The sequence below is a fragment of the Pseudoalteromonas sp. NH0006-46 genome, from assembly GCF_057547735.1.
Window position 1 is genome coordinate 1 of record NZ_BAAJML010000005.1, and the last position, 22,901, is coordinate 22,901.

At 40.0% G+C, this 22,901-nt stretch carries 18 protein-coding genes, 8 tRNA genes and 1 pseudogene; 6 read left to right on the top strand and 21 right to left on the bottom strand.

Annotated features, from left to right (window positions below; genetic code table 11):
- The first annotated feature begins 253 nt into the window (after positions 1-253).
- Positions 254-1,669: an alanine/glycine:cation symporter family protein gene (locus AC27I2_RS11190; RefSeq protein WP_058405610.1), complete on the top strand. Its 1,416-nt coding sequence runs from the start codon at positions 254-256 to the stop codon at positions 1,667-1,669.
- A gap of 112 nt (positions 1,670-1,781) precedes the next feature.
- A pseudogene (locus AC27I2_RS11195) lies at positions 1,782-3,370 on the top strand (BCCT family transporter).
- A 367-nt stretch (positions 3,371-3,737) separates the two neighbouring features.
- On the opposite strand, the gene AC27I2_RS11200 reads toward AC27I2_RS11195, so the two are convergent.
- The 12 genes from AC27I2_RS11200 to AC27I2_RS11255 all read right to left on the bottom strand — a co-directional run bounded on the left by AC27I2_RS11200 (position 3,738) and on the right by AC27I2_RS11255 (position 9,162).
- A tRNA-Leu gene (locus tag AC27I2_RS11200) sits at positions 3,738-3,824 on the bottom strand.
- Positions 3,825-3,862: 38 nt separating this feature from the next.
- A tRNA-Cys gene (locus tag AC27I2_RS11205) sits at positions 3,863-3,936 on the bottom strand.
- Between the two features lie 18 nt (positions 3,937-3,954).
- Positions 3,955-4,030, bottom strand: a tRNA-Gly gene (locus tag AC27I2_RS11210).
- Between the two features lie 50 nt (positions 4,031-4,080).
- Positions 4,081-4,167: transfer RNA gene (locus tag AC27I2_RS11215), tRNA-Leu, on the bottom strand.
- A gap of 39 nt (positions 4,168-4,206) precedes the next feature.
- A tRNA-Gly gene (locus AC27I2_RS11220) sits at positions 4,207-4,282 on the bottom strand.
- Between the two features lie 65 nt (positions 4,283-4,347).
- A tRNA-Leu gene (locus tag AC27I2_RS11225) sits at positions 4,348-4,433 on the bottom strand.
- A gap of 36 nt (positions 4,434-4,469) precedes the next feature.
- Positions 4,470-4,543, bottom strand: a tRNA-Cys gene (locus AC27I2_RS11230).
- Positions 4,544-4,572: 29 nt separating this feature from the next.
- Positions 4,573-4,648, bottom strand: a tRNA-Gly gene (locus tag AC27I2_RS11235).
- A 140-nt stretch (positions 4,649-4,788) separates the two neighbouring features.
- A complete protein-coding gene (gene pgsA / locus AC27I2_RS11240; protein ID WP_006794013.1) occupies positions 4,789-5,334 on the bottom strand; it encodes a CDP-diacylglycerol--glycerol-3-phosphate 3-phosphatidyltransferase in 546 nt (181 codons plus the stop codon).
- A gap of 42 nt (positions 5,335-5,376) precedes the next feature.
- Positions 5,377-7,200, bottom strand: a complete 1,824-nt coding sequence (uvrC, locus tag AC27I2_RS11245) for an excinuclease ABC subunit UvrC (RefSeq protein WP_058405612.1) — start codon at positions 7,198-7,200, stop codon at positions 5,377-5,379.
- A gap of 9 nt (positions 7,201-7,209) precedes the next feature.
- Complete coding sequence (gene uvrY / locus AC27I2_RS11250) at positions 7,210-7,860, bottom strand: UvrY/SirA/GacA family response regulator transcription factor (protein ID WP_058552795.1); 651 nt, start codon at positions 7,858-7,860, stop codon at positions 7,210-7,212.
- A gap of 150 nt (positions 7,861-8,010) precedes the next feature.
- A complete protein-coding gene (locus AC27I2_RS11255) occupies positions 8,011-9,162 on the bottom strand; it encodes a dicarboxylate/amino acid:cation symporter (RefSeq protein ID WP_058405614.1) in 1,152 nt (383 codons plus the stop codon).
- Between the two features lie 518 nt (positions 9,163-9,680).
- Between AC27I2_RS11255 and cysK the strand changes: the two genes are divergently transcribed.
- Both cysK and AC27I2_RS11265 read left to right on the top strand, forming a co-directional pair.
- Positions 9,681-10,649, top strand: a complete 969-nt coding sequence (gene cysK / locus AC27I2_RS11260) for a cysteine synthase A (RefSeq protein WP_058405615.1) — start codon at positions 9,681-9,683, stop codon at positions 10,647-10,649.
- Positions 10,650-10,792: 143 nt separating this feature from the next.
- On the top strand, positions 10,793-11,227 hold the full coding sequence (locus AC27I2_RS11265; protein ID WP_058405616.1) for a hypothetical protein: 435 nt from the start codon (positions 10,793-10,795) through the stop codon (positions 11,225-11,227).
- A gap of 134 nt (positions 11,228-11,361) precedes the next feature.
- On the opposite strand, the gene AC27I2_RS11270 is transcribed toward AC27I2_RS11265, so the two are convergent.
- From AC27I2_RS11270 to AC27I2_RS11305, 8 genes are all read right to left on the bottom strand, one after another.
- Positions 11,362-13,638 (bottom strand): acyl-CoA dehydrogenase, encoded by a 2,277-nt coding sequence (locus tag AC27I2_RS11270; RefSeq protein ID WP_058405617.1) that lies wholly within the window; start codon positions 13,636-13,638, stop codon positions 11,362-11,364.
- Positions 13,639-13,862: 224 nt separating this feature from the next.
- Positions 13,863-14,651, bottom strand: coding sequence for a putative porin (locus AC27I2_RS11275; protein ID WP_058552798.1), 789 nt, complete (start codon positions 14,649-14,651; stop codon positions 13,863-13,865).
- 197 nt (positions 14,652-14,848) lie between these two features.
- Positions 14,849-15,223 carry a PH domain-containing protein gene (locus AC27I2_RS11280; protein WP_006794021.1) on the bottom strand — a complete coding sequence of 125 codons (375 nt, stop codon included), beginning with the start codon at positions 15,221-15,223 and terminating at the stop codon, positions 14,849-14,851.
- Positions 15,223-16,131, bottom strand: a complete 909-nt coding sequence (locus tag AC27I2_RS11285) for an ABC transporter ATP-binding protein (RefSeq protein WP_487204347.1) — start codon at positions 16,129-16,131, stop codon at positions 15,223-15,225. Before AC27I2_RS11285 ends, AC27I2_RS11280 begins: the two co-directional genes overlap by 1 nt.
- A complete protein-coding gene (locus tag AC27I2_RS11290; RefSeq protein ID WP_219423475.1) occupies positions 16,128-16,955 on the bottom strand; it encodes a DUF2705 family protein in 828 nt (275 codons plus the stop codon). Before AC27I2_RS11290 ends, AC27I2_RS11285 begins: the two co-directional genes overlap by 4 nt.
- 144 nt (positions 16,956-17,099) lie before the next feature.
- Positions 17,100-18,281 (bottom strand): cystathionine beta-lyase, encoded by a 1,182-nt coding sequence (locus tag AC27I2_RS11295; protein WP_487204348.1) that lies wholly within the window; start codon positions 18,279-18,281, stop codon positions 17,100-17,102.
- Between the two features lie 9 nt (positions 18,282-18,290).
- Positions 18,291-19,211 carry an NAD(+) diphosphatase gene (gene nudC, locus AC27I2_RS11300; protein WP_219423472.1) on the bottom strand — a complete coding sequence of 307 codons (921 nt, stop codon included), beginning with the start codon at positions 19,209-19,211 and terminating at the stop codon, positions 18,291-18,293.
- Between the two features lie 163 nt (positions 19,212-19,374).
- Positions 19,375-19,878: a LabA-like NYN domain-containing protein gene (locus tag AC27I2_RS11305; protein WP_138530421.1), complete on the bottom strand. Its 504-nt coding sequence runs from the start codon at positions 19,876-19,878 to the stop codon at positions 19,375-19,377.
- Positions 19,879-20,026: 148 nt separating this feature from the next.
- Between AC27I2_RS11305 and AC27I2_RS11310 the strand changes: the two genes are divergently transcribed.
- Together AC27I2_RS11310 and AC27I2_RS11315 are read left to right on the top strand one after the other, a co-directional pair.
- The gene (locus tag AC27I2_RS11310; RefSeq protein ID WP_219423469.1) at positions 20,027-20,650 is read left to right on the top strand and encodes a hypothetical protein; all 624 of its coding nucleotides are present in this window, start codon (positions 20,027-20,029) and stop codon (positions 20,648-20,650) included.
- On the top strand, positions 20,650-21,393 hold the full coding sequence (locus AC27I2_RS11315; protein WP_219423467.1) for a DUF3307 domain-containing protein: 744 nt from the start codon (positions 20,650-20,652) through the stop codon (positions 21,391-21,393). The genes AC27I2_RS11310 and AC27I2_RS11315 overlap by 1 nt, the downstream gene beginning before the upstream one ends.
- 90 nt (positions 21,394-21,483) lie before the next feature.
- Here the strand turns inward: AC27I2_RS11315 and AC27I2_RS11320 are convergent, their stop codons facing one another.
- Complete coding sequence (locus AC27I2_RS11320) at positions 21,484-22,881, bottom strand: DEAD/DEAH box helicase (RefSeq protein ID WP_487204349.1); 1,398 nt, start codon at positions 22,879-22,881, stop codon at positions 21,484-21,486.
- Positions 22,882-22,901: the final 20 nt, after the last annotated feature.

Consider the following 22,901-nt stretch of genomic DNA (forward strand, 5'->3'; position numbering starts at 1 on the left):
TCCTGCAGCTTAAGCGTTGCCTGCTCTGCCGTCTCAGTGGGGTCGCATTATAGGGAGCCGCGAATTTAACGCAAGCCTTTTTTTACTAAAAAACTTATTTAAATTACACCCCAAGCAAGCGCACACCCTAAACACAAGTTACCCACAACCCACTGTTGATAACTCTACTTTTATGGCCGTTTATCCTAAACACTTGGTCATTCCTATGGTAAGTTGCGGTCACTTTTTTAACACATGTCTTTGGGTAGTAGTTATGGCAGATATAATAAATAGTATTAGTGGCCTTTTATGGGGTCACGTTCTCGTATACTTATTAATAGCAGCGGGTTTATTCTTTACCTTTAAATTGGGTTTTATTCAATTCGTACAATTTCCACATATGTTCAAGGTTATGTTTGGCTCTCGAAAGTGCGGTAATAACGAGATCTCTTCATTTCAGGCTTTTTGTACTTCACTAGCAGCCCGAGTGGGCACTGGCAATATGGCAGGTGTCGCTGTTGCATTATACCTTGGTGGCCCAGGTGCTATTTTTTGGATGTGGTTAATTGCTTTGATTGGTATGGCAACAAGTTTTGCTGAAAGTACACTTGCTCAGGCATACAAGACTAAAGATAGTGATGGTAATTTTAGAGGTGGTCCTGCGTACTATATGCAAACCGGCTTAGGTAAGCGTTGGATGGGAGTTTTGTTCTCACTGTGTTTAATTTTAGCTTTTGGTCTGGTATTTAATGCTGTGCAATCAAACTCTATTGCAGCCGCTTTTGAAGTAGCATTTGATATTCCAAAATATATTGTGGGTCTTTGTTTAGTTATTGGCTCTGGGATCATAATTTTTGGCGGCCTTAAAACAATTTCTCGATTTGCTGAAATGGTTGTTCCTTTTATGGCTCTAGCCTATTTGTGTGTTGCGCTTTATGTTTGTGCTGTTAACTTAAGCGCACTTCCTGATGTATTTATGCTGGTAATAGATAGTGCTTTTGGAATAGAACAAGCCGGTGCTGGCGCAATAGGTTATGGTGTAATACAAGCCATGATCCAAGGAATTAAACGGGGATTGTTTTCTAATGAAGCGGGTATGGGTAGTGCTGCTAATGCTGCAGCAACTGCAACCCCTTATCCCCCTCACCCAGCATCACAGGGGTATGTGCAAATGCTTGGGGTTTTTATTGATACAATTGTAATTTGTACTGCGACTGCTGCACTTATTTTATTATCTCAACAATTAATACCTGAATCAGGAGTGTTGGGTATAGAACTTACTCAGGCCGCATTAACAGAGCATGTTGGAAGTTGGGGCACCTACTTTATTGCTATCGCAATTTTATTTTTTGCTTTCACATCTATTGTTGCGAATTACTCTTATGCAGAAACCAATCTTATGTTTTTAGAACACAACTCTAAGAAAGGAATGTTTATATTTCGCTTGATTGTTTTAGGAATGGTTATGTTCGGGGCAGTAGGTGAGCTTGGGTTAATTTGGACATTAGCCGATATATCAATGGGTTTAATGGCTATTGTTAATGTTATTGCACTTTTTATGTTGTCAGGTGTTGTGATATGGCTTTCAAAAGATTACAACGAACAACGCAAAAGAGGCCTAACTCCTACATTTGATAAGAGCAAACACCCAAAGCTAAATAAAGAGGTCGACCCTCTGGCCTGGAAATAAAAATTAAATCGCGAGCTCCAGCTCGCTTTTTTAGATTTATTTTTACTACTACTTTATATTTATTGACGTATAGGAATGCATTAAAAAGTTATCTGTAAAAAAAGGAGACCTAATGGATGACGTAACAAAAAAGTACAGTATCGACACGACTGATTATCAAGTTGGACAAGATAATGTGCAAAAATGGGGGTTCGACATCCATAACCCTGTATTTGGAATAAGCGCATTTTTAGTTGTTTTATTTGTAATACTTACCTTAGTTTTTGACCCCACACTTACCCGTGATGCACTAACTTCAACTAAAGACGCTATTATTAATCAATTCGATAGTTACTTTATGCTATTAGCCAACGCCTTTGTGATTTTTTGCGGTGTTTTAGCATTTTCCCCTTTAGGTAAAATTCGTTTAGGAGGTATAAAAGCTCGTCCAGAACATGGTTACATGTCGTGGCTTTCCATGCTCTTTGCAGCAGGAATGGGAATTGGCTTACTATTTTGGGGAGTTGCAGAGCCAACAGCCTATTATACCGGTTGGTATCATATGCCCATGGGAGTTGAGGCAAATTCAGCACAAGCACATTCATTAGCTTTAGGTGCAACTATGTACCACTGGGGCTTACACGGATGGGCGATTTACGCCGTGGTTGGGCTAAGTCTGGCTTTTGTTGCATTCAACAAAGGTCTTCCTTTATCTATACGTTCTGTTTTTTACCCTTTATTTGGTGATCGTGCTTGGGGTTGGCTTGGACATATCATAGATATACTTGCGGTACTGTCTACCTTATTCGGTTTAGCTACATCGTTAGGGCTTGGTGCACAACAAGCAACCAGTGGAATAAATTACCTATTAGGTACAGATTTCGGCACAGCTTTTCAAATATCAGTTATTGGATTAGTAACTTGTATTGCTATTTTTTCTGTTATTAGAGGTATTGAAGGCGGTGTAAAAGTACTAAGCAATGTTAATTTAATCTGCGCGTTTATTTTATTGTTAGCTGTTATCGTACTTACAGTCTCTGATTCAATTCCTGCCGTGTGGTTTACCCTTAAAAACACTTCGTGCCATTGAGTAATCCTTTTAATAGACCCGATGAAGACTGGATGCATTCTTGGACTGTATTTTATTGGGCGTGGTGGATATCTTGGTCACCATTTGTAGGAATGTTTATAGCTAGGGTTTCTAAAGGGCGAACTGTACGAGAATTCTTACTTGTTGTAATAGGCCTACCAACTCTGCTTAGCTTAGTATGGATGGGTGTATTTGGTAATATGGCAATTACACAAGTTATAGAGAAAGTTGGGCCACTTGGTCAAAATGGTTTAACTGATATTTCAGTTACTTTATTTCAAGTTTACGAACAGCTTCCGTTTTCTAGCTTTATCTCTATTATTTCTATCGCTTTGGTTTTAGTCTTTTTTATTACTTCATCTGACTCGGGATCGCTTGTAATAGACGGTATAACTGCTGGCGGTAAAATAGATGCACCAGTGCCACAACGTATATTTTGGGCAACTGTAGAAGGTATGATAGCAGCAGTATTACTTTGGGTTGGAGGCTCGCAAGCATTAGAAGCACTTCAATCAGGAGTCGTTACAACTGCCCTACCGTTTTCAATAATACTAATTTTAATGTGCGTTGCGCTTATACAGGGCTTACTAAGTGAATACCCGTTTTACAAAGCCCAAAGTAAACTGCAATAAGAGTTCATCTTTTGTAAGTGGCCCTGATGGGTCGCTTACACATCGACTTTAAAATTTACCTTAGACACGCCTTACATATATTCATATTCATTAACATCAGATCCCAATGTTACTTCATCATTTAGATAGGGCAAATTTTTCGCGCACACCGTTAAAAATATCTGATTTACTTAAGTGTAGATGCAGGTGTAATTGCCAAGAGTAATTAAATCATCATCGTTCTTATTTTTAAGTCACAGTAAAAAATATATTAGAGGTAAGTTGGTGTTAAAAATAAAATGTGGGAACTTAAACTAGCAAACTTTAGGTGTTTTAAAGTGAGGGGTGGCTTTAAATTAAGACTATTTAATTTAGTTTTTAGTAAAGATGGTGCCCGAGGCCGGACTTGAACCGGCACGACTTGTTAGTCGAGGGATTTTAAATCCCTTGTGTCTACCAATTCCACCACTCGGGCATCGAGTTTGCTAATTAAAGCGTGTGGAGTAAATTATGTGGAGGCGGAACCCGGAGTCGAACCGGGGTAAACGGATTTGCAATCCGGTGCATGGCCACTCTGCCATTCCGCCTTAACCTTCCAAATAATTTGGAGCGGCACACGAGGCTCGAACTCGTGACCTCGACCTTGGCAAGGTCGCGCTCTACCAACTGAGCTAGTGCCGCATATAATACATTTTATCAAACTTTTAATTAAATTGGTCAGTAATTAAAAGTGGTGCCCGAGGCCGGACTTGAACCGGCACGACTTGTTAGTCGAGGGATTTTAAATCCCTTGTGTCTACCAATTCCACCACTCGGGCATCGAGTTTGCTACTTAAAGCAAGTGGATAAAACTAATATGGAGCGGCACACGAGGCTCGAACTCGTGACCTCGACCTTGGCAAGGTCGCGCTCTACCAACTGAGCTAGTGCCGCATCATATTAATTCTAAAGTTTCTTTTTAAAAGGTATATGTTGGTGCATATAACTAAACCACAAAGTGGTGCCCGAGGCCGGACTTGAACCGGCACACTCTAAGAGCGAGGGATTTTAAATCCCTTGTGTCTACCAATTCCACCACTCGGGCATCGAGTTTGCTATTTAAAGCATGTGGAGCGTTGATTGGAGGCGGAACCCGGAGTCGAACCGGGGTAAACGGATTTGCAATCCGGTGCATGGCCACTCTGCCATTCCGCCCCAGTACTGGGGTACAACCTTAGATAAAGTGGAGCGGCACACGAGGCTCGAACTCGTGACCTCGACCTTGGCAAGGTCGCGCTCTACCAACTGAGCTAGTGCCGCATTTCGTTATCTTGGGGGCTATGCCCTCTCAACACGGACGCATTCTACAGAGATTATTAAACGCGTCAATACAAAAAATGCTAGTTTTGAACTGTTTGCTTGTTTTTTATCTAAAACGGTGCGTTATTATACATTTACAGTTAATTTTTGGTCAATTCACTCCATGCTGCGTTCAAATATTGCAGCATAGAACTCAAGGTCAAAAACGTTGCTATATAGAGTAGTCCAAAACTTAAATAATTCATCCATGTATCATATTGCCAAATCAATCCAATGATGGCTAACATTTGCGCAGCAGTTTTTATTTTACCCATATTTGATACAGCCACGTTGCCACGCTTGCCCTGCTCAGCCATCCATTCTCTTAATGCTGATATAACAATTTCACGACTAATAATAATAAGTGCAGGAATAGTCATGTACATTGACTGATATTGATCTGAGAGAGCCACAAGTGCCGCACACACCATTACTTTGTCAGCAACAGGATCTAAAAAAGCGCCAAATGGTGTTGATTGTTCTAGTTTTCTTGCAAGGTAACCGTCAAGTATGTCGGTAATTGATGCTAGCCAAAAAATAAAAGCGGCAGCAAAAAAAGCCCAGCTATAAGGCAAATAAAATATCACCAAAAAAATGGGGATAAGAAAAAGTCTAAATGTTGTGAGTGTGTTTGGAATATTCCACATAACTACTTGGATATGTCTTTTCTTTTATATTCGCATGAAGGGCTAGCCCTTGTCATGTAAATGGTTAAATATCTTCTCAGCCATGTCAGGGCTGATCCCGGGAACTTTCTTTAATTGTTCTATATTAGCAGCTTTTACCCCCTGCATGCCCCCTAAATATTTTAATAATGTTTGGCGACGCTTAGAACCTACTCCATTTATTTCTTCTAGCAAGGATTGAGTGCGTTGTTTTTGACGCTTATTTCGATGCCCTGCTATTGCAAAACGGTGAGACTCATCACGGATATGTTGGATAAGATGAAGTGCAGGTGCATCAGAATCCATCGGGATTGTTTTACGCCCTCCATCTATAAGTAAGGTTTCAAGACCAGGTTTACGACTTGTGCCTTTTGCAACCCCTACTAAAAGAGGCATTTTAGTATGAGACCAATTAGCAAAATATTGCTCTGCCCGTCCTAACTGTCCTTTACCACCATCTATAAATATAACATCGGGAATTTTGTCTTCATCAACGAGTTTGTTGTAACGTTTATTTAAAGCAAACTCCATGGCTGCATAATCATCACCACCAGTTATACCGGTTACATTGTAGCGTCGGTATTCTTTTGTATTTGGTCCTTGCGAATCGAACACAACACAACTTGCTACCGTGTTTTCTCCCATGGTGTGACTGATATCAAAACATTCCATCCGTGCTATATCATCTAAACGTAATGTTGCTTTTAATTGGGCATAGCGTTTATTAATAGAGTCTTGTGTACTTTGTTTGACAGCAATACTGTTTAACGCATTTTTATTTGCTAGTTGAAGATATTGCGCCCGCTCTCCACGCGTAACCACTTTAAGCGCCACTTTGCGATCACTGATTTGCGTAAGTGCTTCGCTTAGCGCGCTACTTTCTTCTATTTCAAACGGAAGTATAATTTCTTTAGCAATACGCCCTGTTGCACCTGGCGCTAAATAATACTGCCCTAAAAATGAGGTTAAAATCTCTTGCTCGCTTGAATCTTTCGGTACTTTAGGAAAATACGTTTTACTGCCTAATACTTTGTGATCGCGGATCATGAGTAAATGTATGCCGTTTAACCCATTTAAATGTGCGAAGCCCACCACATCCATTTCTGCGAAATTACCCGAAATAGACTGTTGCTCCTGCATTTTTCGTAGTAGCATTATTTGGTCACGTACCTTTGCTGCAAGCTCAAAATTGAGTTCCATGCTAGCCGCTTCCATTTTTTTTATTAGCTCAGCAATCACTTCATCCGATTTACCCGTTAAAAATTTACGGACATAATCAACTTGTTCGCTGTAATCGTCTTCGGTAACTTTATTAACACACGGTGCAGAACATCGCTTGAGCTGATACTGCAAACAAGGGCGGCTTCGGGCGCGATAATAGGCATCCTCACACTGGCGAACTGGAAATATCTTTTGCATTAAACGCAAACTTTCCGAAACAGCACCTGCACTCGGAAATGGACCAAAGTACTCGCCTTTTATCTTGCGGCTACCCCTATGAAACGCTAAACGAGGATGTTTGTGGTGCGTTAATAAAATATAAGGGTACGACTTATCGTCTCGCAATAAAATATTGTAACGAGGTTGATATTTTTTTATGAGGTTATTTTCGAGCAGTAGCGCTTCGGTTTCGGTATTAGTCAGTGTAACTTCAATATCACTGATGTTACTGACTAAAACACGGGTTTTGCTATCAGTGATATTGGATCTAAAGTAACTGCTTACGCGTTTTTTTAGTTGTTTAGCCTTGCCAACATAAATAACTTGATTGTCACTATCAAGCATGCGGTATACACCAGGCTCGCTTGATAGCGTTTTTAAAAAGTGTACGTGATCAAATTCAGACATATAAAAGGATTAGTACGAAATGTCTATGTCAATCATCTTATGACGAATAGCTAAATGTGTAAGTTCAACGTCGCCACCTACGTTTAATTTTTCAAACATACGGTAACGATAACTATTAACTGTTTTAGAGCTTAGATTTAAGCGTTCTGCAATATCTTGTGCTTTTTCACCTTTGGTGATCATAAGCATTATTTGAAGTTCGCGCTCTGATAAACTCTGAAACGGATTTTCGTCTGTGCGACCAGTAACCTGTGCAAGTGCTATTTGTTGTGCAATTTCAGGCGCAATGTAGCGCTGACCTGCATGGACTGAACGAATGGCACGAACCATTTCATCAGAGCCGGCTCCTTTGGTAAGAAAACCATGTGCACCAATTTGCATTACTTTAGACGGAAATGGATCTTCGCAATTAACGGTAAGAACAATAATTTTTACATCAGGGCAATAGCGACAAATCTTTTTAGTTGCCTCCAATCCACCCATGCCAGGCATATTCATATCCATAAGTACGATGTTAGGTGTGTGCTGTCGACAAAACTGAACGGCTGCCTCACCGTCTTTTGCTTCACCTACAACTTTAAACCCACGCACATCATCTAAAATGCGCCTGATCCCGGTTCGTACTAGTTCATGATCATCAACTAAAAGTACATTAATCAATGCAATACCCTCATTAACTCAACAATACGCGTCTAAATAATTCAATTTGTCACATTAACACAGTTAAAGCGAAACAATAACTAATATTATCGCTCTCATTTTGGCACATTAACTAAAGTTATAACTACTGGAGTCAATGTGCCCAGCACTTTAAGACGCTGATTTTTCACTAAAACGGTCAACCCACAGTGCAATAATGCCATCGCCTGTTACATTACATGCCGTACCAAAGCTGTCTTGTGCTAAGTACAATGCAATCATTAACGCTACTGCCCCTTCATTAAATCCAAGCATGCTGGTTAAAAGACCAAGAGCCGACATTACCGCGCCCCCCGGTGCGCCTGGAGCAGCTATCATCACAACACCTAACATGAAAATAAATGGCAACATACCCATTAACGATGGAACTTCCATACCTGGCGATAAAAACATAACAGCCATAGCACACGTAACAATGGTAATAGTTGAACCCGACAAATGAATGGTGGCACATAAAGGTACTGTAAAGTTTGCAACATCTTCTTTTACATTATTTGCTTTACTTGATTGCAGAGATACTGGGATTGTTGCCGCGCTCGACATAGTACCTAATGCAGTAAAGTAAGCAGGTAACATATTTTTAACTAGCTCAAGTGGATTACGCTTTAACAAAATTCCCGTAGCAATATATAAAACGCTTAACCATAACCAGTGCATAACAAGAGCCGCAATTAATACCACTCCAAATGTTTGCAGCGTATCAATCACTGTGCCCGCTACAGTCATTTCAGCAAACACACCTGCAATATAAAATGGTAATGCAGGAATAATCACTTTTGACAATAAGGCATCTATTACATCACGTCCCTGATCTGATACCTTTTTAAGTGTGTCTAATTCAAGCTGGCTCATACCAATGCCAAATATAAAAGCCGTCGCAAGGGCAGTCATCACACCCATTAGTGGTGGGATCTCTATATCAATAAAACTGCCTATCTCGGTGGCCACTTCGGCTTCAAAAGTAATACCGCCACTTAAAAATGGAATAACAGCACTGACTAACAAAAAGGCAAGCGTGCCGGCAATAACGGTAGAGCTATAAGCAAACCCAACCGTTTTACCAAGTAAGTGGCCAGACCCTTTAGGAAGCCCGGCAATACCCGAAGCAATAAAAAATAAAATAATAAGAGGAATAGTGAAGGAAATAATTTGACCAATTAACTCTTTAACCGTGAATAAGAGTTCAACACCTGTTAAAGGCACGTAAAAGCCTACCAATATACCAGCCACAATACCGGCAATTAACTTTAAGATTAACTTCATTTTTATTACTCAATTATTATTAGATAAACGTTTTTATCATGTTTTGATTAGCTTGTGTCATAAAACCGCTGAACTAAGGTTTATTTGCATAAATAATCATCAATATAAAAGTACATCTGCGCTCAGTAAATTATCGAACGCCAAATTCATTCAATTTATTGGTTGTTAGTGCATACAGCTTTTAACCTATTAAGCCAATTAAATCGCGTAAAGTATTGCGTATGACTGTGTTGGTATATAAAGGCTGCGCCTTTAGTATTTACACTTTTCTTTAGTTTATTTATGAGTAAAAAATCGCCATGACTAATAAAAGCGTCTTATCATTAAAGTTAATATGCGCACCTAATAACAAAAGGCACTGCTAATATAGATTTTTATTTCACTTAGTTATAAGCTCAATCGATATATCTTATAGCCAAACTTTACTTTTATTTTTTTAAACTCTCAGTAAAGTGTCAACATATAGTTAGTAGCAAAGGCTATTAGCACGTTGATCAGATTGTATCCAAAGGAACATTATGTCTACTATTTTTGAAGATAACTCACTAAGTATCGGTAATACACCGCTGGTAAAACTTAAACGTGTTACAGGTGGGAATGTATTCGCTAAAGTGGAAGCGCGTAACCCAAGCTTTAGTATAAAATGCCGTATTGGTGCATCGATGATTTGGGAGGCTGAAAAAGCAGGTCAGCTAACTGAAGGTAAAGAACTTATCGAGCCTACATCTGGTAACACAGGTATTGCACTGGCTTTCGTTGCCGCAGCACGTGGTTATAAACTAACGCTTACAATGCCAAATACAATGAGTTTAGAACGTCGTAAACTACTTAAAGCACTGGGTGCAAACCTTGTACTTACAGACGGTGCTAAAGGCATGAATGGTGCAATACAAAAAGCAAAAGAAATTCAAGCAACAGACCCAGAAAAATACATTTTGCTACAGCAGTTCGAAAACCCAGCAAACCCAAAAATACACTTTGAGACTACAGGTCCTGAAATTTTTGACGCGCTTGACGGCAAAGTAGATTACTTTGTAGCGGGTGTAGGTACTGGTGGAACTATCACAGGTGTTAGTCGTTACCTTAAAACAGAAAAAGGTTTAAACGTTAAGTCTATTGCTGTTGAGCCAACTAACTCTCCAGTAATCAGCCAAACACTTGCCGGTGAAGAAGTTAAGCCAGGGCCACACAAAATACAAGGTATTGGTGCAGGATTTATTCCTGGCAACCTAGATCTGAGCTTAATTGATGCTGCAGAGCAAGTATCTAACGAAGATGCGATTTCAATGGCACACGAGCTAATGAAAAAAGAAGGCATACTAGTAGGTATATCTTCAGGCGCTGCAGTAGTAGCAGCAAAACGAATTGCTGAAAAACCTGAAAATGCTGACAAAAACATTGTCGTTATTTTGCCAAGTGCTACTGAACGTTACTTATCAAGCCCACTCTTTGATGAAGAGTTTAGTGACCAAGAGCTTGTTCAATAAGCATTACTAACCACTTTTTAAAAGGATGCCTAGGCATCCTTTTTTATTATTTACTCTGTAATATCTTTTTATTTACCTTCCATGTCTTTACATATTAGCTAATTCACCACACACTTAAATAAAACTAACTAACAAAAATTAACATGAAAAAAATAACCTATTTAGTCAGCCTTATTCTGTGTTTGTTTTTAGTTGCCTGTAGCGATGATGTGAAAAAACTTGGTGATTCACCCGGCGACACCGCAACAGCTTACTTTGACGCCTTGTACAATCAGCAAGATCTTCAAAAAGCAACAACCATGGCTACACCTAACCTTACGCGAATTATGAAGTCGTACGGTACAGCCAAACAATTTACGCGTAACTTAGTTAACATGCAGTACGATGAGGTTGTTATTGAAGTTGATATGACCAACATGAGTGTGCGCGAGCAATATGGCGATAATGCTAAAATAAATCTTATTTTTACTGGTTATTTAAACGGTAACAAAATAGATGATATGCGAAGCGTAAAAATGCTACGTAAAAAAGGTAAATGGTATATCGATAAAATAGTCGCCGACCCATACGCACGTTAAAGTAATTAATAAAAAGGCCTTACACATGTAAGGCCTTTTTATTTGCTCAATAATTAATTAGTTATACCAACTCCGAAATAATACTTAATCATTTTGCGGAGCTAAAGTAGATCATTTAATTAAGCGAACGGAGATTACAACTCACCTTGCTGAAAATTATCAACAGCTATTGCTTGTTTGCGTAGCTTATTGGCATGGTGCATAGCATCAGCATCGGTTTGCGTTACTAAGTCATTATTTAATGCAAAATTAATTGCCCCCTCAATATCGAGTGTTGCAGGAATATTGCCTTTGCGCTGCCATTGTTTTAAATCTTTAAACTGGGCTTGCATATCGTGCATAGCTAAAAATGCACTTTCCATTACTCCAGTACCCGCGTTTTCATCTACATAGCACAAATGCGTTAAACGATTTCTAAACACACCGGGTTGAGTCATATGTTCACAAATACGTTGTGCAATTTCATCACTCGGTTTTTCATAATGATTACCAATTGGAAATACAATACGTTTAAGCACAAAATTAATAACTGGGTTTGAGAAATTTTTAAAAAAGCCATCAAACGCTTGGCCTATTTCAAATAATGATGTTTCAATCGCATATTTAACAAAAGGTAAGTCGGCTTGTTGACGGCCCTCGTCTTCGTAGCGCTTTAGAACCGTAGAGGCTAAATACAAGTGGCTCAATACATCACCTAATCGGGCTGATATCATCTCTTTGCGTTTTAGCTCACCGCCTAACATTAACATTGCCACGTCCGTACAAATAGCCAAGCTTCTGCTCATTCTACTTAAATGCTTGTAATAAATGGCAGTTTCGCCGCCAACTGGCGCTTTTGCAAAATAACTGCGTGTTAAACCATGTATAAATGCCATGCTGGCATTACTTACTGCAAATAATATATGGTTCATTAATAAACCATCAAATTGATTCAGAGCAGCATCGTCATCTTCAAGAGCAGCGGCTTCCATTTCTTTTAAAACAAATGGATGACAGCGGGTAGCTCCTTGGCCAAATATCATTAAATTTCTGGTTAAAATATTTGCGCCCTCTACCGTAATTGAAACCGGTATTCCCATATAACCATGTGCTAAATAGTTGTTAGGCCCGACCTGGATACCTTTGCCCGAATGAATATCCATTGCATCGTTCATAACAGTACGGCCCATCTCAGTCATATGATATTTTGCAATTGCAGTGACAACCGAAGGGCTGAGTTTTAAATCTATTGCGCCTGCCGTCATTAATCGGCATGACTCTAGGGTGTAAGTTAAACCGCCAATGCGTGCAAGGGCCTCTTGCACACCTTCAAATTGCCCAATAGACACACCAAATTGTTGGCGTACCATGGCATATGCTGAAGTCATTTTAGCTGCTAAATGACCGGTTGCAGCACTCAACGCCGGAAGCGAAATACCTCGACCTGCACTTAAACATTCCACCAGCATGCGCCAACCACGTCCTGCGCATTCTTGACCCCCAATAATCCAATCAAGCGGGATGAACACGTCCTCACCATAGGTTGTACCGTTCATAAATGCCATGTTCAGTGGATAATGGCGCTCACCTGTTTTCACACCGGGATGATCGGTTGGAATAAGCGCACACGTGATACCAAGCTCTTTTTCGTCTCCTAGTAAACCATCTGGGTCGTACATTTTAAAGGCAAGCCCTAATACTGTGGCCACCGGTGCAAGCGTAATGTAACGTTTTGACCAGTTTAAACGCAGGCCAATTACGTCTTCGCCGTTGTGCTGCCCTTTGCATACAACGCCAGAATCTGGAATGCTACCGGCATCAGACCCCGCCTCAGGGCCGGTAAGTGCAAAACATGGTACATCTTCGCCATTGGCAAGGGTGGGTAACCAGCGGTCTTGTTGCTCTTTAGTTCCATAATGTAGCAATAACTCACCCGGCCCCAAACTATTTGGCACCATAACAGTCACAGCCGCAGTTAAACTTTTTGTTGAAATTTTTGACACTATGGTCGAATTAGCAATGGCAGAAAACTCTCGACCTCCAAATTTTTCTGGAATGATCAGCGCAAAAAAACCTTCTGTTTTTAAGTATTCCCATACCTCTTTTGGCAAGTCTTTATCTTTTTGCACTATTTGGTAATCATCAAGCATGGCCATTAAGGTTTCTACCTGATTAGCCATAAATGCATTTTCTTTTTCACTTAATTCAGGCTTTGGAAAGCTGTGTAATTTTTTCCAATCAGGGTTACCACTAAATAGTTCTCCATCCCACCAAACATCACCCGCTTCCATTGCTTCTCGCTCTGTTTGCGAAAGCGGTGGAAGTACTTTTTTAAACATTTTAAACGTGGGTCTACTGATCAGGTTTAGGCGAATATCTTTAACAGCAAAAATAACCACTATTACAACCAGTAAAATGATAAATACCGACATGCGTACATTCCTTTCACATTAAAAAATAATAACCTAAGTATGGCCCATCTTAGTTTAAATACAATGGGTAGCCAGTCGAGTGCCACTAAAATGATGAGCCTAGCTAATTGCACTTTAAAATATAACGATAAGTAGGATTACACGTTTATTACACACAACAAAAAGCCCACAAATGTGGGCTTTTTGTTACTTAACTGATTTAATTTATGCGATTAAACGCTTAATTAAAACTGAAAACGCATATTAGCAAAGTACGCATCGTTATCAGAATCATCAGCATTGTTCTCGTAACCTACTTTAAGACCAATATTTTTGTTAATAAAGTGCTGAGCGCCAAAACTGTACGTATCTTGTTTATCGTAGCTTGCAAATACAGAGGTCGCTTTTGAAAAATAGTAATTCGTTTCTGCCACCCATTGGTTCTCAGCGTCATCAATACTTTCGTATTTACCTTCAAACGTTAGATAGTTACCTTGCTGTAAATCAATAAAGTATTTAGCTGCGACGGCGCGGTAATCAAAGTCGTCATCAGATGTTACCGTTACGCCAATGTAATCGGTAGTGTTTAGCATATGGTTATACGCTAAATCGAATAAAGCGAAGTCTTCGCCATCTTTATTTTCAACTAACGTCACTTTTGCAAGCAGGTCTGGGTTAAAAAAGTAACCGCCTGAAATTGTATATGCTTCGTTATGATTACCAACATCAAGGTTTGTGTATGACGCACCAATCACAAACTCATTAATAAAATACTCACCACCCACTGATGTTGTATCGCTAAAGTCGTCATCAGCGTATGCGCCGTAAATGTTGCTTTGTTTATTAATGTATTCAAATTGGTCGTACGGGCCTAACGTTTTTTTAGGCGATAGGTAATAAATAGAATCTACAGCAACGGTATCGTTGTTGTCGCTGTCTTTGTAGCTTAGATTACTAATTGATTGATAGCTGTCTGCAGCAGCCGCAGTGCTAGATAATAAAATGCTTGAAATAATAACTGCTAATTTTTTCATTGTAAGACTTCCCTATGTACATTGCGTTTTATGCTTTAGCTAAATTACTAAAGTGGGCACATGCTAACGCCGGGAAACTGAATGAAAACTTAATTAAACCTTTGTATTTGTTAAGTTAATTGTAAGGAGGTGTAAGAAACTGTAAAATTAAAGTAGTTGCAACATTTAGTCAACAACTACTTAAAATATATGTACAATTATAGAGCGTGTTGGCTAATTACTCTATAAACTTCATTAATGTTATCGCCCGCTTTAAACTCTTTTGTAAGTGGCGTTGGGTCAGAGCCAATCCAAATTTTAAGTTCAGCATCCAAATCAAAGTGCCCTGCACTCTCTTTGCTAAACTTGGTGATTTTTGAGTAAGCAATACTCACCATTTCCATTTTAGAACCAGTTACACCTTGCTTATCAATTAAAATTAAGCGCTTGTTTGTAAAAATGAACATATCGCGAATAACTTTATAGGCTTTTTCGACGTGCTCACCCTCAATTAATGTATTAGCGAGTACTTTTTCTAAATCAGAATCATCAACTTCGCTTGCGTTACCCATTAATCCGCTTAATAAACCCATTATGCTTTCTCCTGTTTAAAAATTTGATTTTCTAATGTGTGGCCATTTACCAACTGTCTGTATTGCCAATTATGTTGGTGGCAAAACTGTAATAGTGCAATATCTAAGGCATGCTCAGATTGGTTGTACTCAATAACATACTCTTTGTGTTGGCTCATATAAACAGAGCTTACACCATTGAGTAACTGTAACTTTTGCTCAACGTTTTCATACATCTCGTTTAGCATTAATGTGTAAAAGTGTTTGTCGGTTTGATTTACTTTTGTTTGATGCTCACTCAATACGCCTTTATCTAAATGCAGCACTTGGGAACATAGCCGCTCAAGCTCGGTTAAATCGTGCGAGCTTAAAATAAAGGTTGCCTCAGAGCTCAACGTTGACACCAACTCACGCACTTCTCTAGCATGAATAGGGTCAAGTCCTGCGGTTGCCTCATCTAGCATAACAATTTGCGGCGAACCAATAAGAGCCTGCGCTATGGTTACACGTTTGCGCATACCATGCGATAAATCACCTGCACGGTTTTTAGCAATTTCACGCAGCCCAACTAAATCAAGCACGCGCAATGCTTCTGTGTGACTTTGCTTGGTACTCATACCTTGTAATTTGGCGTAAAAAGCAAGTTGTTTATCTATATTAAAACGCGGATCGAGCTGCGCATCTTGCGGTAAAGCACTTACTTTATTAAATAACGCAGCACTGCCTGGTTTATGCCCGAGTATTTCAAGCTCACCTTTGGTTGGCGATATATAACCGCACAACAAACTAAATAACGTCGTTTTACCCGCACCATTTGGACCAACAAGTGCAACGGGCGCACCTTGCTCAATTTCAAAGTTCACATTGTTAAGCGCAAGTTTAGAGCCGTACGACTTACTCAAGTTACGCCCTGTAATTAGTGTACTCATAGTGAGCTCCTTGCAAAAATACGTTGAGCCACGGCAAGTAGCACTGCGGTTTGTACAAGTGGGATTACCAAAGCACTTAATAATGGCAGGTTTTGCCCCGCAAGTTGCTCTATTTGTACACCCGGAAATAAATAATCAAGCACGCTCAATACCGGTATTTGCCACTGTAATAAACCGACTACAATACCGCCTGCTGTAAAGTATAAAATAGCGAGTACAATTGATAATCGCGACGAGCGTGCAAAAGTATTAATTAAAGTCATTAACGCCACAAACGGTGTAAATGTAACGATAAGAATTAAAAATATCGACAATGCACGGCCAACGCCCCCCACTAGCAAACTCGGATCGCGATAGCCTAATACCGCTAACGTGGCCACTAGAGTAATTGCTACCAAACACGTTAATACGGCTAATTGCCCTATAAACCGGCCAAACAATATTTCAAATCGGGTTGAGCGCAACGATAAGAATCTAAGCGTGCCGCGCTCTCTGTCACCCACTGTTTGGTCACTACAAATAAATAAACTAAACACAGGAAAACTGTACAAAGCAATAAGCCAATACATAGCAAACTCGGCTTCAGGCCAATCAAGAAGTTTGCTCAAGCCAATTGAACCTGAAATATCACGGGCTATTTGTTCAAAATTTGGCGAGCTAATAATGCTTACGGCTTGTCCTATCGGGTAGCGCAAAATAATTAACCAAACAAGTGCAAATGCGGCAAGTGCAATAAGCCCACGTTTAGTTAAAAACATACGTACAAGCTCAAATCCCGCAATTTGGGTTAAGCGTCCTACGTTTATTGGTAATGGTGTTGCCATTGACTATCCTTAATGACGTTGTTAATGCTGCAAATTAAAGCTTAATGTAACAACACTAAGTGTAAACACCTTGAATTACCAGCAAAAAAAAGCCCACGAAGAGTGAGCTTTGTAACAAACCATTTAAATGTAACAGGCGCGTAATTATAAATGCTGCTTGTATACCTCAAGCGCTTGGGTTAAATCAGCTATTAAGTCATCGATATCTTCAAGGCCTATATGCAATCTAATAACCGGTCCTAAATCCCAGCTTGTGGTTGAACGCAGCCCTTTCATTGTTAAGTTAGCGGTAACTAAACTTTCAAAGCCCCCCCACGAAAAACCCATTTTAAAATGATGAAGGCTATCTAAAAATGCATCTATGGCTTTTTGATTCCCTGTTTTCATAACAATTGAAAACAAGCCATTACTACCATCAAAGTCGCGTTTAAAAAATTCATGCCCAGGGCAGCTTTCAAATGCTGGATGGCGAATGTGATCAACTAACTCATGTTGCTCAAGCCATTTTGCCACCTCTATCGCCGCCTTTTCATGCTGATTTAAACGCACACTCATCGTGCGTAAACCGCGCAGTGCCAAATATGCATCGTCAGCACTCGTACACTGACCGAGTAAATAAGAATGTTCACGAAGCGTTGGCCAATATTTTTTATTAGCCACTGCAACCCCCATCATTACATCTGAATGACCAACAATGTACTTTGTTGCCGCTTGAATACTAATATCGACACCATGCTCTAACGGTCGGTAATGAAGGCCGTTTCCATACGTGTTATCCAGCATGGTCATTACGTTATGTTCTTTGGCTACGTTTACCATGGCTGGTACGTCTTGAATTTCCATAGTTATGGAGCCAGGAGATTCTAAAAATAGCACCTTGGTGTTTGGCTTAAAGTACTCTTTTATGCCTGCACCAATTGTTGGCGGGTAATAAGTCGTGGTAATTCCAAGCCCTGCTAAAATTTTATCGCAAAAATCGCGAGTAGGCTCATAAGCGTTATCAACCATTAAAATATGGTCACCCGTTTTTAAAAACGACAATAACGCTTGGCTAATTGCAGCAGCCCCACATGGATAAAGTGCACACCCTTCACCGCCTTCTAACTCGGTAATAGCCTCTTGCAATGCAAAGTGTGTGGTTGTGCCACGACGCCCATAAAAGAGGGTTTTATCGCCACGTTTTTTTGCCGCCTCTTTAAGTTCTGCAACTGAATCAAATACCACAGTTGATGCGCGCTGCACTACGGGGTTTACTACACCATGGGTGTAAGCTTTTTTGCGTCCAGACGACACAAGCTGAGTATTTTTATTACTGTTACTCGACATGGTTATTCCTTATGGATTAGTACGCCAATGTTCAATTAAATAGCGAGAAATAGAATCAGTACGAGGAAGTTTTAAATGCTCGCCTTCGTCATGCCAGTTACCAAAATTTGCCAAATCTTCACGGCTAAACCACTTAGCATCGTCAAGCTCGTCTTTATCTACGTTAATTTGCTCAGACGTTGCCTTGGCAAAAAAGCCAAGCATGATAGATGAAGGAAATGGCCAAGGCTGAGACGCTACATAAGTGACGTCATTAACCTCAACCCCTGCCTCTTCTTTTACCTCACGGGCAACAGCTTGCTCTAAAGTTTCACCAGGGTCTACAAAGCCAGCTAATGAAGAATACATTCCCCTAGGCCAAACTGCTTGGCGGCCAAGCAAACAACGCTCAATGCCATCGGCAAACGTTTTAGTTACAACCATGATTACCGCAGGATCGGTACGAGGAAACGTGGGGTGTTTACAGCGCTCGTTTTCACATAAACGAGAATGCCCCGCTTCAACTAAGTGGTTTTTACTGCCACAACGCCCACAAAAACGATGAGTTGCATGCCAATAACATAGCCCACGGGCAAGCGCAGCAATAGACCCCTCTTTTATATCAACAAGCGGCCCCTGTTTACGAATATCCATAAACTCTGCGCCACTTATTATCGGGGCAAGGGTTGTGTCGTCAATATCAGATACATCGAGGGCAAATACTCCCTTTTTTGTGGTGTTTAAGCCTAAAAATAGGGCATTGGTTAAGTTTAGCTGTGTAATCTGCTCGTACGGTAAAAACATTATTTGAGGCGTATTTTTAATAAATAATGTCTCGTTGTTTTTTACCAAAAGCCACACGCTTTGCGACGACATCTGACCTTTAAGCCACGTTGGGTCTTTTCGCACATTGGAGCATCTATCAAGCGGCATATCACTGTAGTTGAGCATGTAAATCCTTAATTACTCGTTATCGCTTAAAATTAACATAACCACCTAGCAAACCCAATTGATTACACCAATAAAAAAAGCCTATATTAGGTTTAAATGAACTATATAGGCTGTGTATTAAAAACTCTCATGTTGCAAGCACTTAGCCTCTCTTTTTAAAGCTTTAAAGTAATAAACTATCATCAATCAAATGAAACTGCTCTGCACTTTGCTTAAGCACTTCGGCGGTTAACTTATCTGCCCCGTATACATCACACGGCACATTATATTGATTTTTTAAATGCCCAAGTAACAGTGCAAAATCACCGTCGCCAGAGAGTAAAATCACCTTATCGAGGTTCTTTCCTTGCTCTAGCATATCGATAGTTATACCTACGTCCCAGTCGCCTTTAGCACTGCCGTCACGGCGTTGGATAAAGGGTTTAAGCTTTACCTCAAACCCAATCGCTCTCAAAATATTTTGAAACTGACTTTGCTTTTCATCTCCACGATAAATAGCGTAGGCAAAAGCACAGTCGATTTCATATTGCTCCTGCATAACTCGCCAAAAAGCATTGTAATCAAAGTTTTTTCTATAGCTTTCTCTACACGTATAATAAATATTTTGTACGTCAACAAATATGCCTACACGCGGTTTAATGTTTTGCTGCGGGTTTAATGAAGTCATGTAATTCCCTAGTCAGAATAATAGCCATAGCCTAATAATTTAAAGTTCAGTGTACCTTGCTATTTGCTTACAAGTAACCTAAATTAGTTACATAACGTAATGTAACCATTTTTGGTTACATTTTAAAAAGTAACTATTTTGGATTGTTATGATTGGTGTGATCAGCGGCGATATTATTAAATCGCAAACTATTCCTAAACAGCAGTACGATGCCATGCTTTATGAGCTAGAGCAAAGTTTACGTAGTGTATCGGGCAAGAGTACACTGTGGAATATTTACCGAGGCGATTCTTTTCAACTACAAATTAATAACCCTGAGTATTTGTTTAAGCATGCTGTTTTGATTTATTTATATTTAAAGGCATCGGGGTACGAAGTTAGGCAAAGTATGGCTATTGGGCAAATAGATAACCCGCGTAATGATATAAAAACAGCCACGGGGTCAGCATTTACTCTTTCGGGTCATGGCCTTGATCAAATAGCCAATCAACGGTTTTTATTTAGTACTCCCCTTGAAAACATCCATGAAAGCTTAAACCTTAATCTAGCCTTTGCTGATGTACTCCTTACTAAAATAACGCAAAAACAAGCCAATGCTTTGTACGCCTATTTAACGAGTACCGATAACAGCCATGCAGCTTTAGCAAAAGATCTTAAAACCAGCAGAGAAAACGTAACTAAGCTACTTAATTTAGCCCATTACCAACTTATCGAACGATTTTTAGATCATGCGAGCAACATTATAAAAAATATAAATCAAGGAAGATGCTAATGGCTTTTTCGCTTTTACTCGTAGCCCTAATTATTGGCCATTTATTGGCTGATTTTTACTGGCAACCTATGAGCTGGGTTAACGACAGAAATACCCGCCACTTCAAGGCAACTAAACTGTATTTTCATGTATTGGTCCATGGAGTCACTAGCGCAATAATTATCAGCGCATGGGAATACACTTATGGCTGGCAACAAATTAGCAGTGTTGTAATTGCAACGGCCGTTATTATGCTTAGTCATTACGCTATTGATATAGCTAAATCTTACTCAAGCAAAGGTGTCGTGCCCTTTTTATTGGATCAGCTCGCCCATATAGCCGTAATAATCTATTTAAGCGTGTGGTTGAGCGATAACACGCAATTTTTAGAAACCCTATATTCACTTGTCACTAACCCAAATGTGCTGTGGGTTGTGTGTGGATATTTAATTATTTTAAGTCCAAGTGCAGTATTTATTAGAATGATGCTAGAGCGTTTAACGGGTAACTTTAGTAGTAATGGTAGCTTGGTACTTGCTGGGCAAAGTATTGGCATGTTAGAGCGCGTGTTAATGCTAAGCTTTATTTTGCTTGATCAATTTGCTGGTGTTGGCTTTTTATTAGCAGCTAAGTCGGTCTTTAGATTTGGCGACTTAAGCGCTAGTAAAGATAAAAAGCTTACTGAATACGTCATGCTTGGCACACTACTAAGCGTAAGTGTGACTTTGTTTGTTGGTTTAATGGTAAAGTATTTAATACACTAACAAAAAACGCGCTACCGTTAAAAGTAAGCGCGTTTTTTATTAGAGCTAACTAATTAAAGCTAGGTAATTAAGTATTGTTGCAAATTGGTATTAATCGTTATTATTTGGACGACGACGGCGCTGGCCGTTTCCGCCTACCGACTGGCGCTTTGACCAAGGGTTTTGTGTGTTGTCATCTGTTTTAGCAGCAGGTTTTTTAGAACCCCCACGACGAGGACCCGTACCGTTGCCGCCATTATTTGGCTTTTTACTATTTGGCTTACTGCTGTCCGATTTAGGTTTATTAAAAGGCTGTTTTTTCTTCGGCTTTTTAGCAGGTAATGGTCGTGCGTTTAATGCGCGTTCTGCTACTGGGTTTACTGGCTCAAAGCCCTCTTCTTCTGCACGAGGAATAAGTTCACCAATAAAGCGTTCAATACCGTATAAATCGACTGCATCATCGACCGTTACAAACGAAATTGCATGGCCCGATGCACCAGCACGCCCTGTACGGCCAATACGGTGTACATAATCTTCATATACATTAGGTAAGTCGTAGTTTACTACATGCGGAAGCTCAACAATATCAAGACCACGAGCCACAATATCAGTCGCTACTAGCACACGCACTTCGCCGCTTTTAAAACCATCTAGCGCTTTTACACGGGCACCCTGTGATTTATTACCATGAATCGCTGCGCCTACAATATCGTCGCGTTCAAGTTGCTTAACTAATCGGTTGGCACCGTGTTTAGTTCGGCTAAAAACTAACACTTGCTGCCAATCGTTGCTACGGATTAAATGGCTGAGTAAGGCTGTTTTTCGGCCTTTATCTACCGCGTAAACACTTTGCGTTACACTTTTAGCTGTGGTGTTTTTTGCAGCAACTGAAATTTCAACCGGATCGTTTATTAATCCTTTAGCTAACGCTCGAATATCATCTGAAAACGTAGCCGAAAACATGAGGTTTTGACGCTTAGCAGGCATTTTAGCAATAAGGCGTTTAATATCGTGAATAAATCCCATATCAAGCATGCGGTCAGCTTCATCTAAAACGAGCACTTCTACGCTATCAAACTTAACGGCATTTTGATTATGTAAATCAATTAAACGCCCAGGCGTTGCCACTAAAATATCAACACCTTTGCGCAAGCGCTGCATTTGCGGGTTAATTTTAACGCCACCATACACAACAAACGAACTCACATTTGAATGCTTGGCGTACTCTTCAACGTTTTCACTTACTTGCAGTGCAAGCTCACGCGTAGGTGCTAAAATAAGCGCACGTACATGGTTACTTTTTGCTTTTGGGCCTGTTGATAATCGTTCGATAAGTGGCAGCGTAAAACCCGCTGTTTTACCTGTACCAGTTTGTGCCGCCGCCATTACATCACGACGTTCAATAATTGCAGGAATTGCTTGAGCCTGAATTGGCGTTGGCGTTTCATAGCCCTTTTCTAAAACCGCATTAACTAAAGACTGTGATAAACCTAGACCTTCAAAACTCATATAAACTCTCTTTTAAATAA

What these genes read in the sequence shown, in the direction of transcription:
- AC27I2_RS11190 (WP_058405610.1), top strand. Translation starts at nt 254, where the DNA reads ATGGCAGATATAATAAATAGTATTAGTGGCCTTTTATGGGGTCACGTT.
- pgsA (WP_006794013.1), bottom strand. Translation starts at nt 5,334, where the DNA reads ATGTGGAATATTCCAAACACACTCACAACATTTAGACTTTTTCTTATC.
- uvrC (WP_058405612.1), bottom strand. Translation starts at nt 7,200, where the DNA reads ATGTCTGAATTTGATCACGTACACTTTTTAAAAACGCTATCAAGCGAG.
- AC27I2_RS11255 (WP_058405614.1), bottom strand. Translation starts at nt 9,162, where the DNA reads ATGAAGTTAATCTTAAAGTTAATTGCCGGTATTGTGGCTGGTATATTG.
- cysK (WP_058405615.1), top strand. Translation starts at nt 9,681, where the DNA reads ATGTCTACTATTTTTGAAGATAACTCACTAAGTATCGGTAATACACCG.
- AC27I2_RS11265 (WP_058405616.1), top strand. Translation starts at nt 10,793, where the DNA reads ATGAAAAAAATAACCTATTTAGTCAGCCTTATTCTGTGTTTGTTTTTA.
- AC27I2_RS11270 (WP_058405617.1), bottom strand. Translation starts at nt 13,638, where the DNA reads ATGTCGGTATTTATCATTTTACTGGTTGTAATAGTGGTTATTTTTGCT.
- AC27I2_RS11275 (WP_058552798.1), bottom strand. Translation starts at nt 14,651, where the DNA reads ATGAAAAAATTAGCAGTTATTATTTCAAGCATTTTATTATCTAGCACT.
- AC27I2_RS11280 (WP_006794021.1), bottom strand. Translation starts at nt 15,223, where the DNA reads ATGGGTTTATTAAGCGGATTAATGGGTAACGCAAGCGAAGTTGATGAT.
- AC27I2_RS11285 (WP_487204347.1), bottom strand. Translation starts at nt 16,131, where the DNA reads ATGAGTACACTAATTACAGGGCGTAACTTGAGTAAGTCGTACGGCTCT.
- AC27I2_RS11290 (WP_219423475.1), bottom strand. Translation starts at nt 16,955, where the DNA reads ATGGCAACACCATTACCAATAAACGTAGGACGCTTAACCCAAATTGCG.
- AC27I2_RS11295 (WP_487204348.1), bottom strand. Translation starts at nt 18,281, where the DNA reads ATGTCGAGTAACAGTAATAAAAATACTCAGCTTGTGTCGTCTGGACGC.
- nudC (WP_219423472.1), bottom strand. Translation starts at nt 19,211, where the DNA reads ATGCTCAACTACAGTGATATGCCGCTTGATAGATGCTCCAATGTGCGA.
- AC27I2_RS11305 (WP_138530421.1), bottom strand. Translation starts at nt 19,878, where the DNA reads ATGACTTCATTAAACCCGCAGCAAAACATTAAACCGCGTGTAGGCATA.
- AC27I2_RS11310 (WP_219423469.1), top strand. Translation starts at nt 20,027, where the DNA reads ATGATTGGTGTGATCAGCGGCGATATTATTAAATCGCAAACTATTCCT.
- AC27I2_RS11315 (WP_219423467.1), top strand. Translation starts at nt 20,650, where the DNA reads ATGGCTTTTTCGCTTTTACTCGTAGCCCTAATTATTGGCCATTTATTG.
- AC27I2_RS11320 (WP_487204349.1), bottom strand. Translation starts at nt 22,881, where the DNA reads ATGAGTTTTGAAGGTCTAGGTTTATCACAGTCTTTAGTTAATGCGGTT.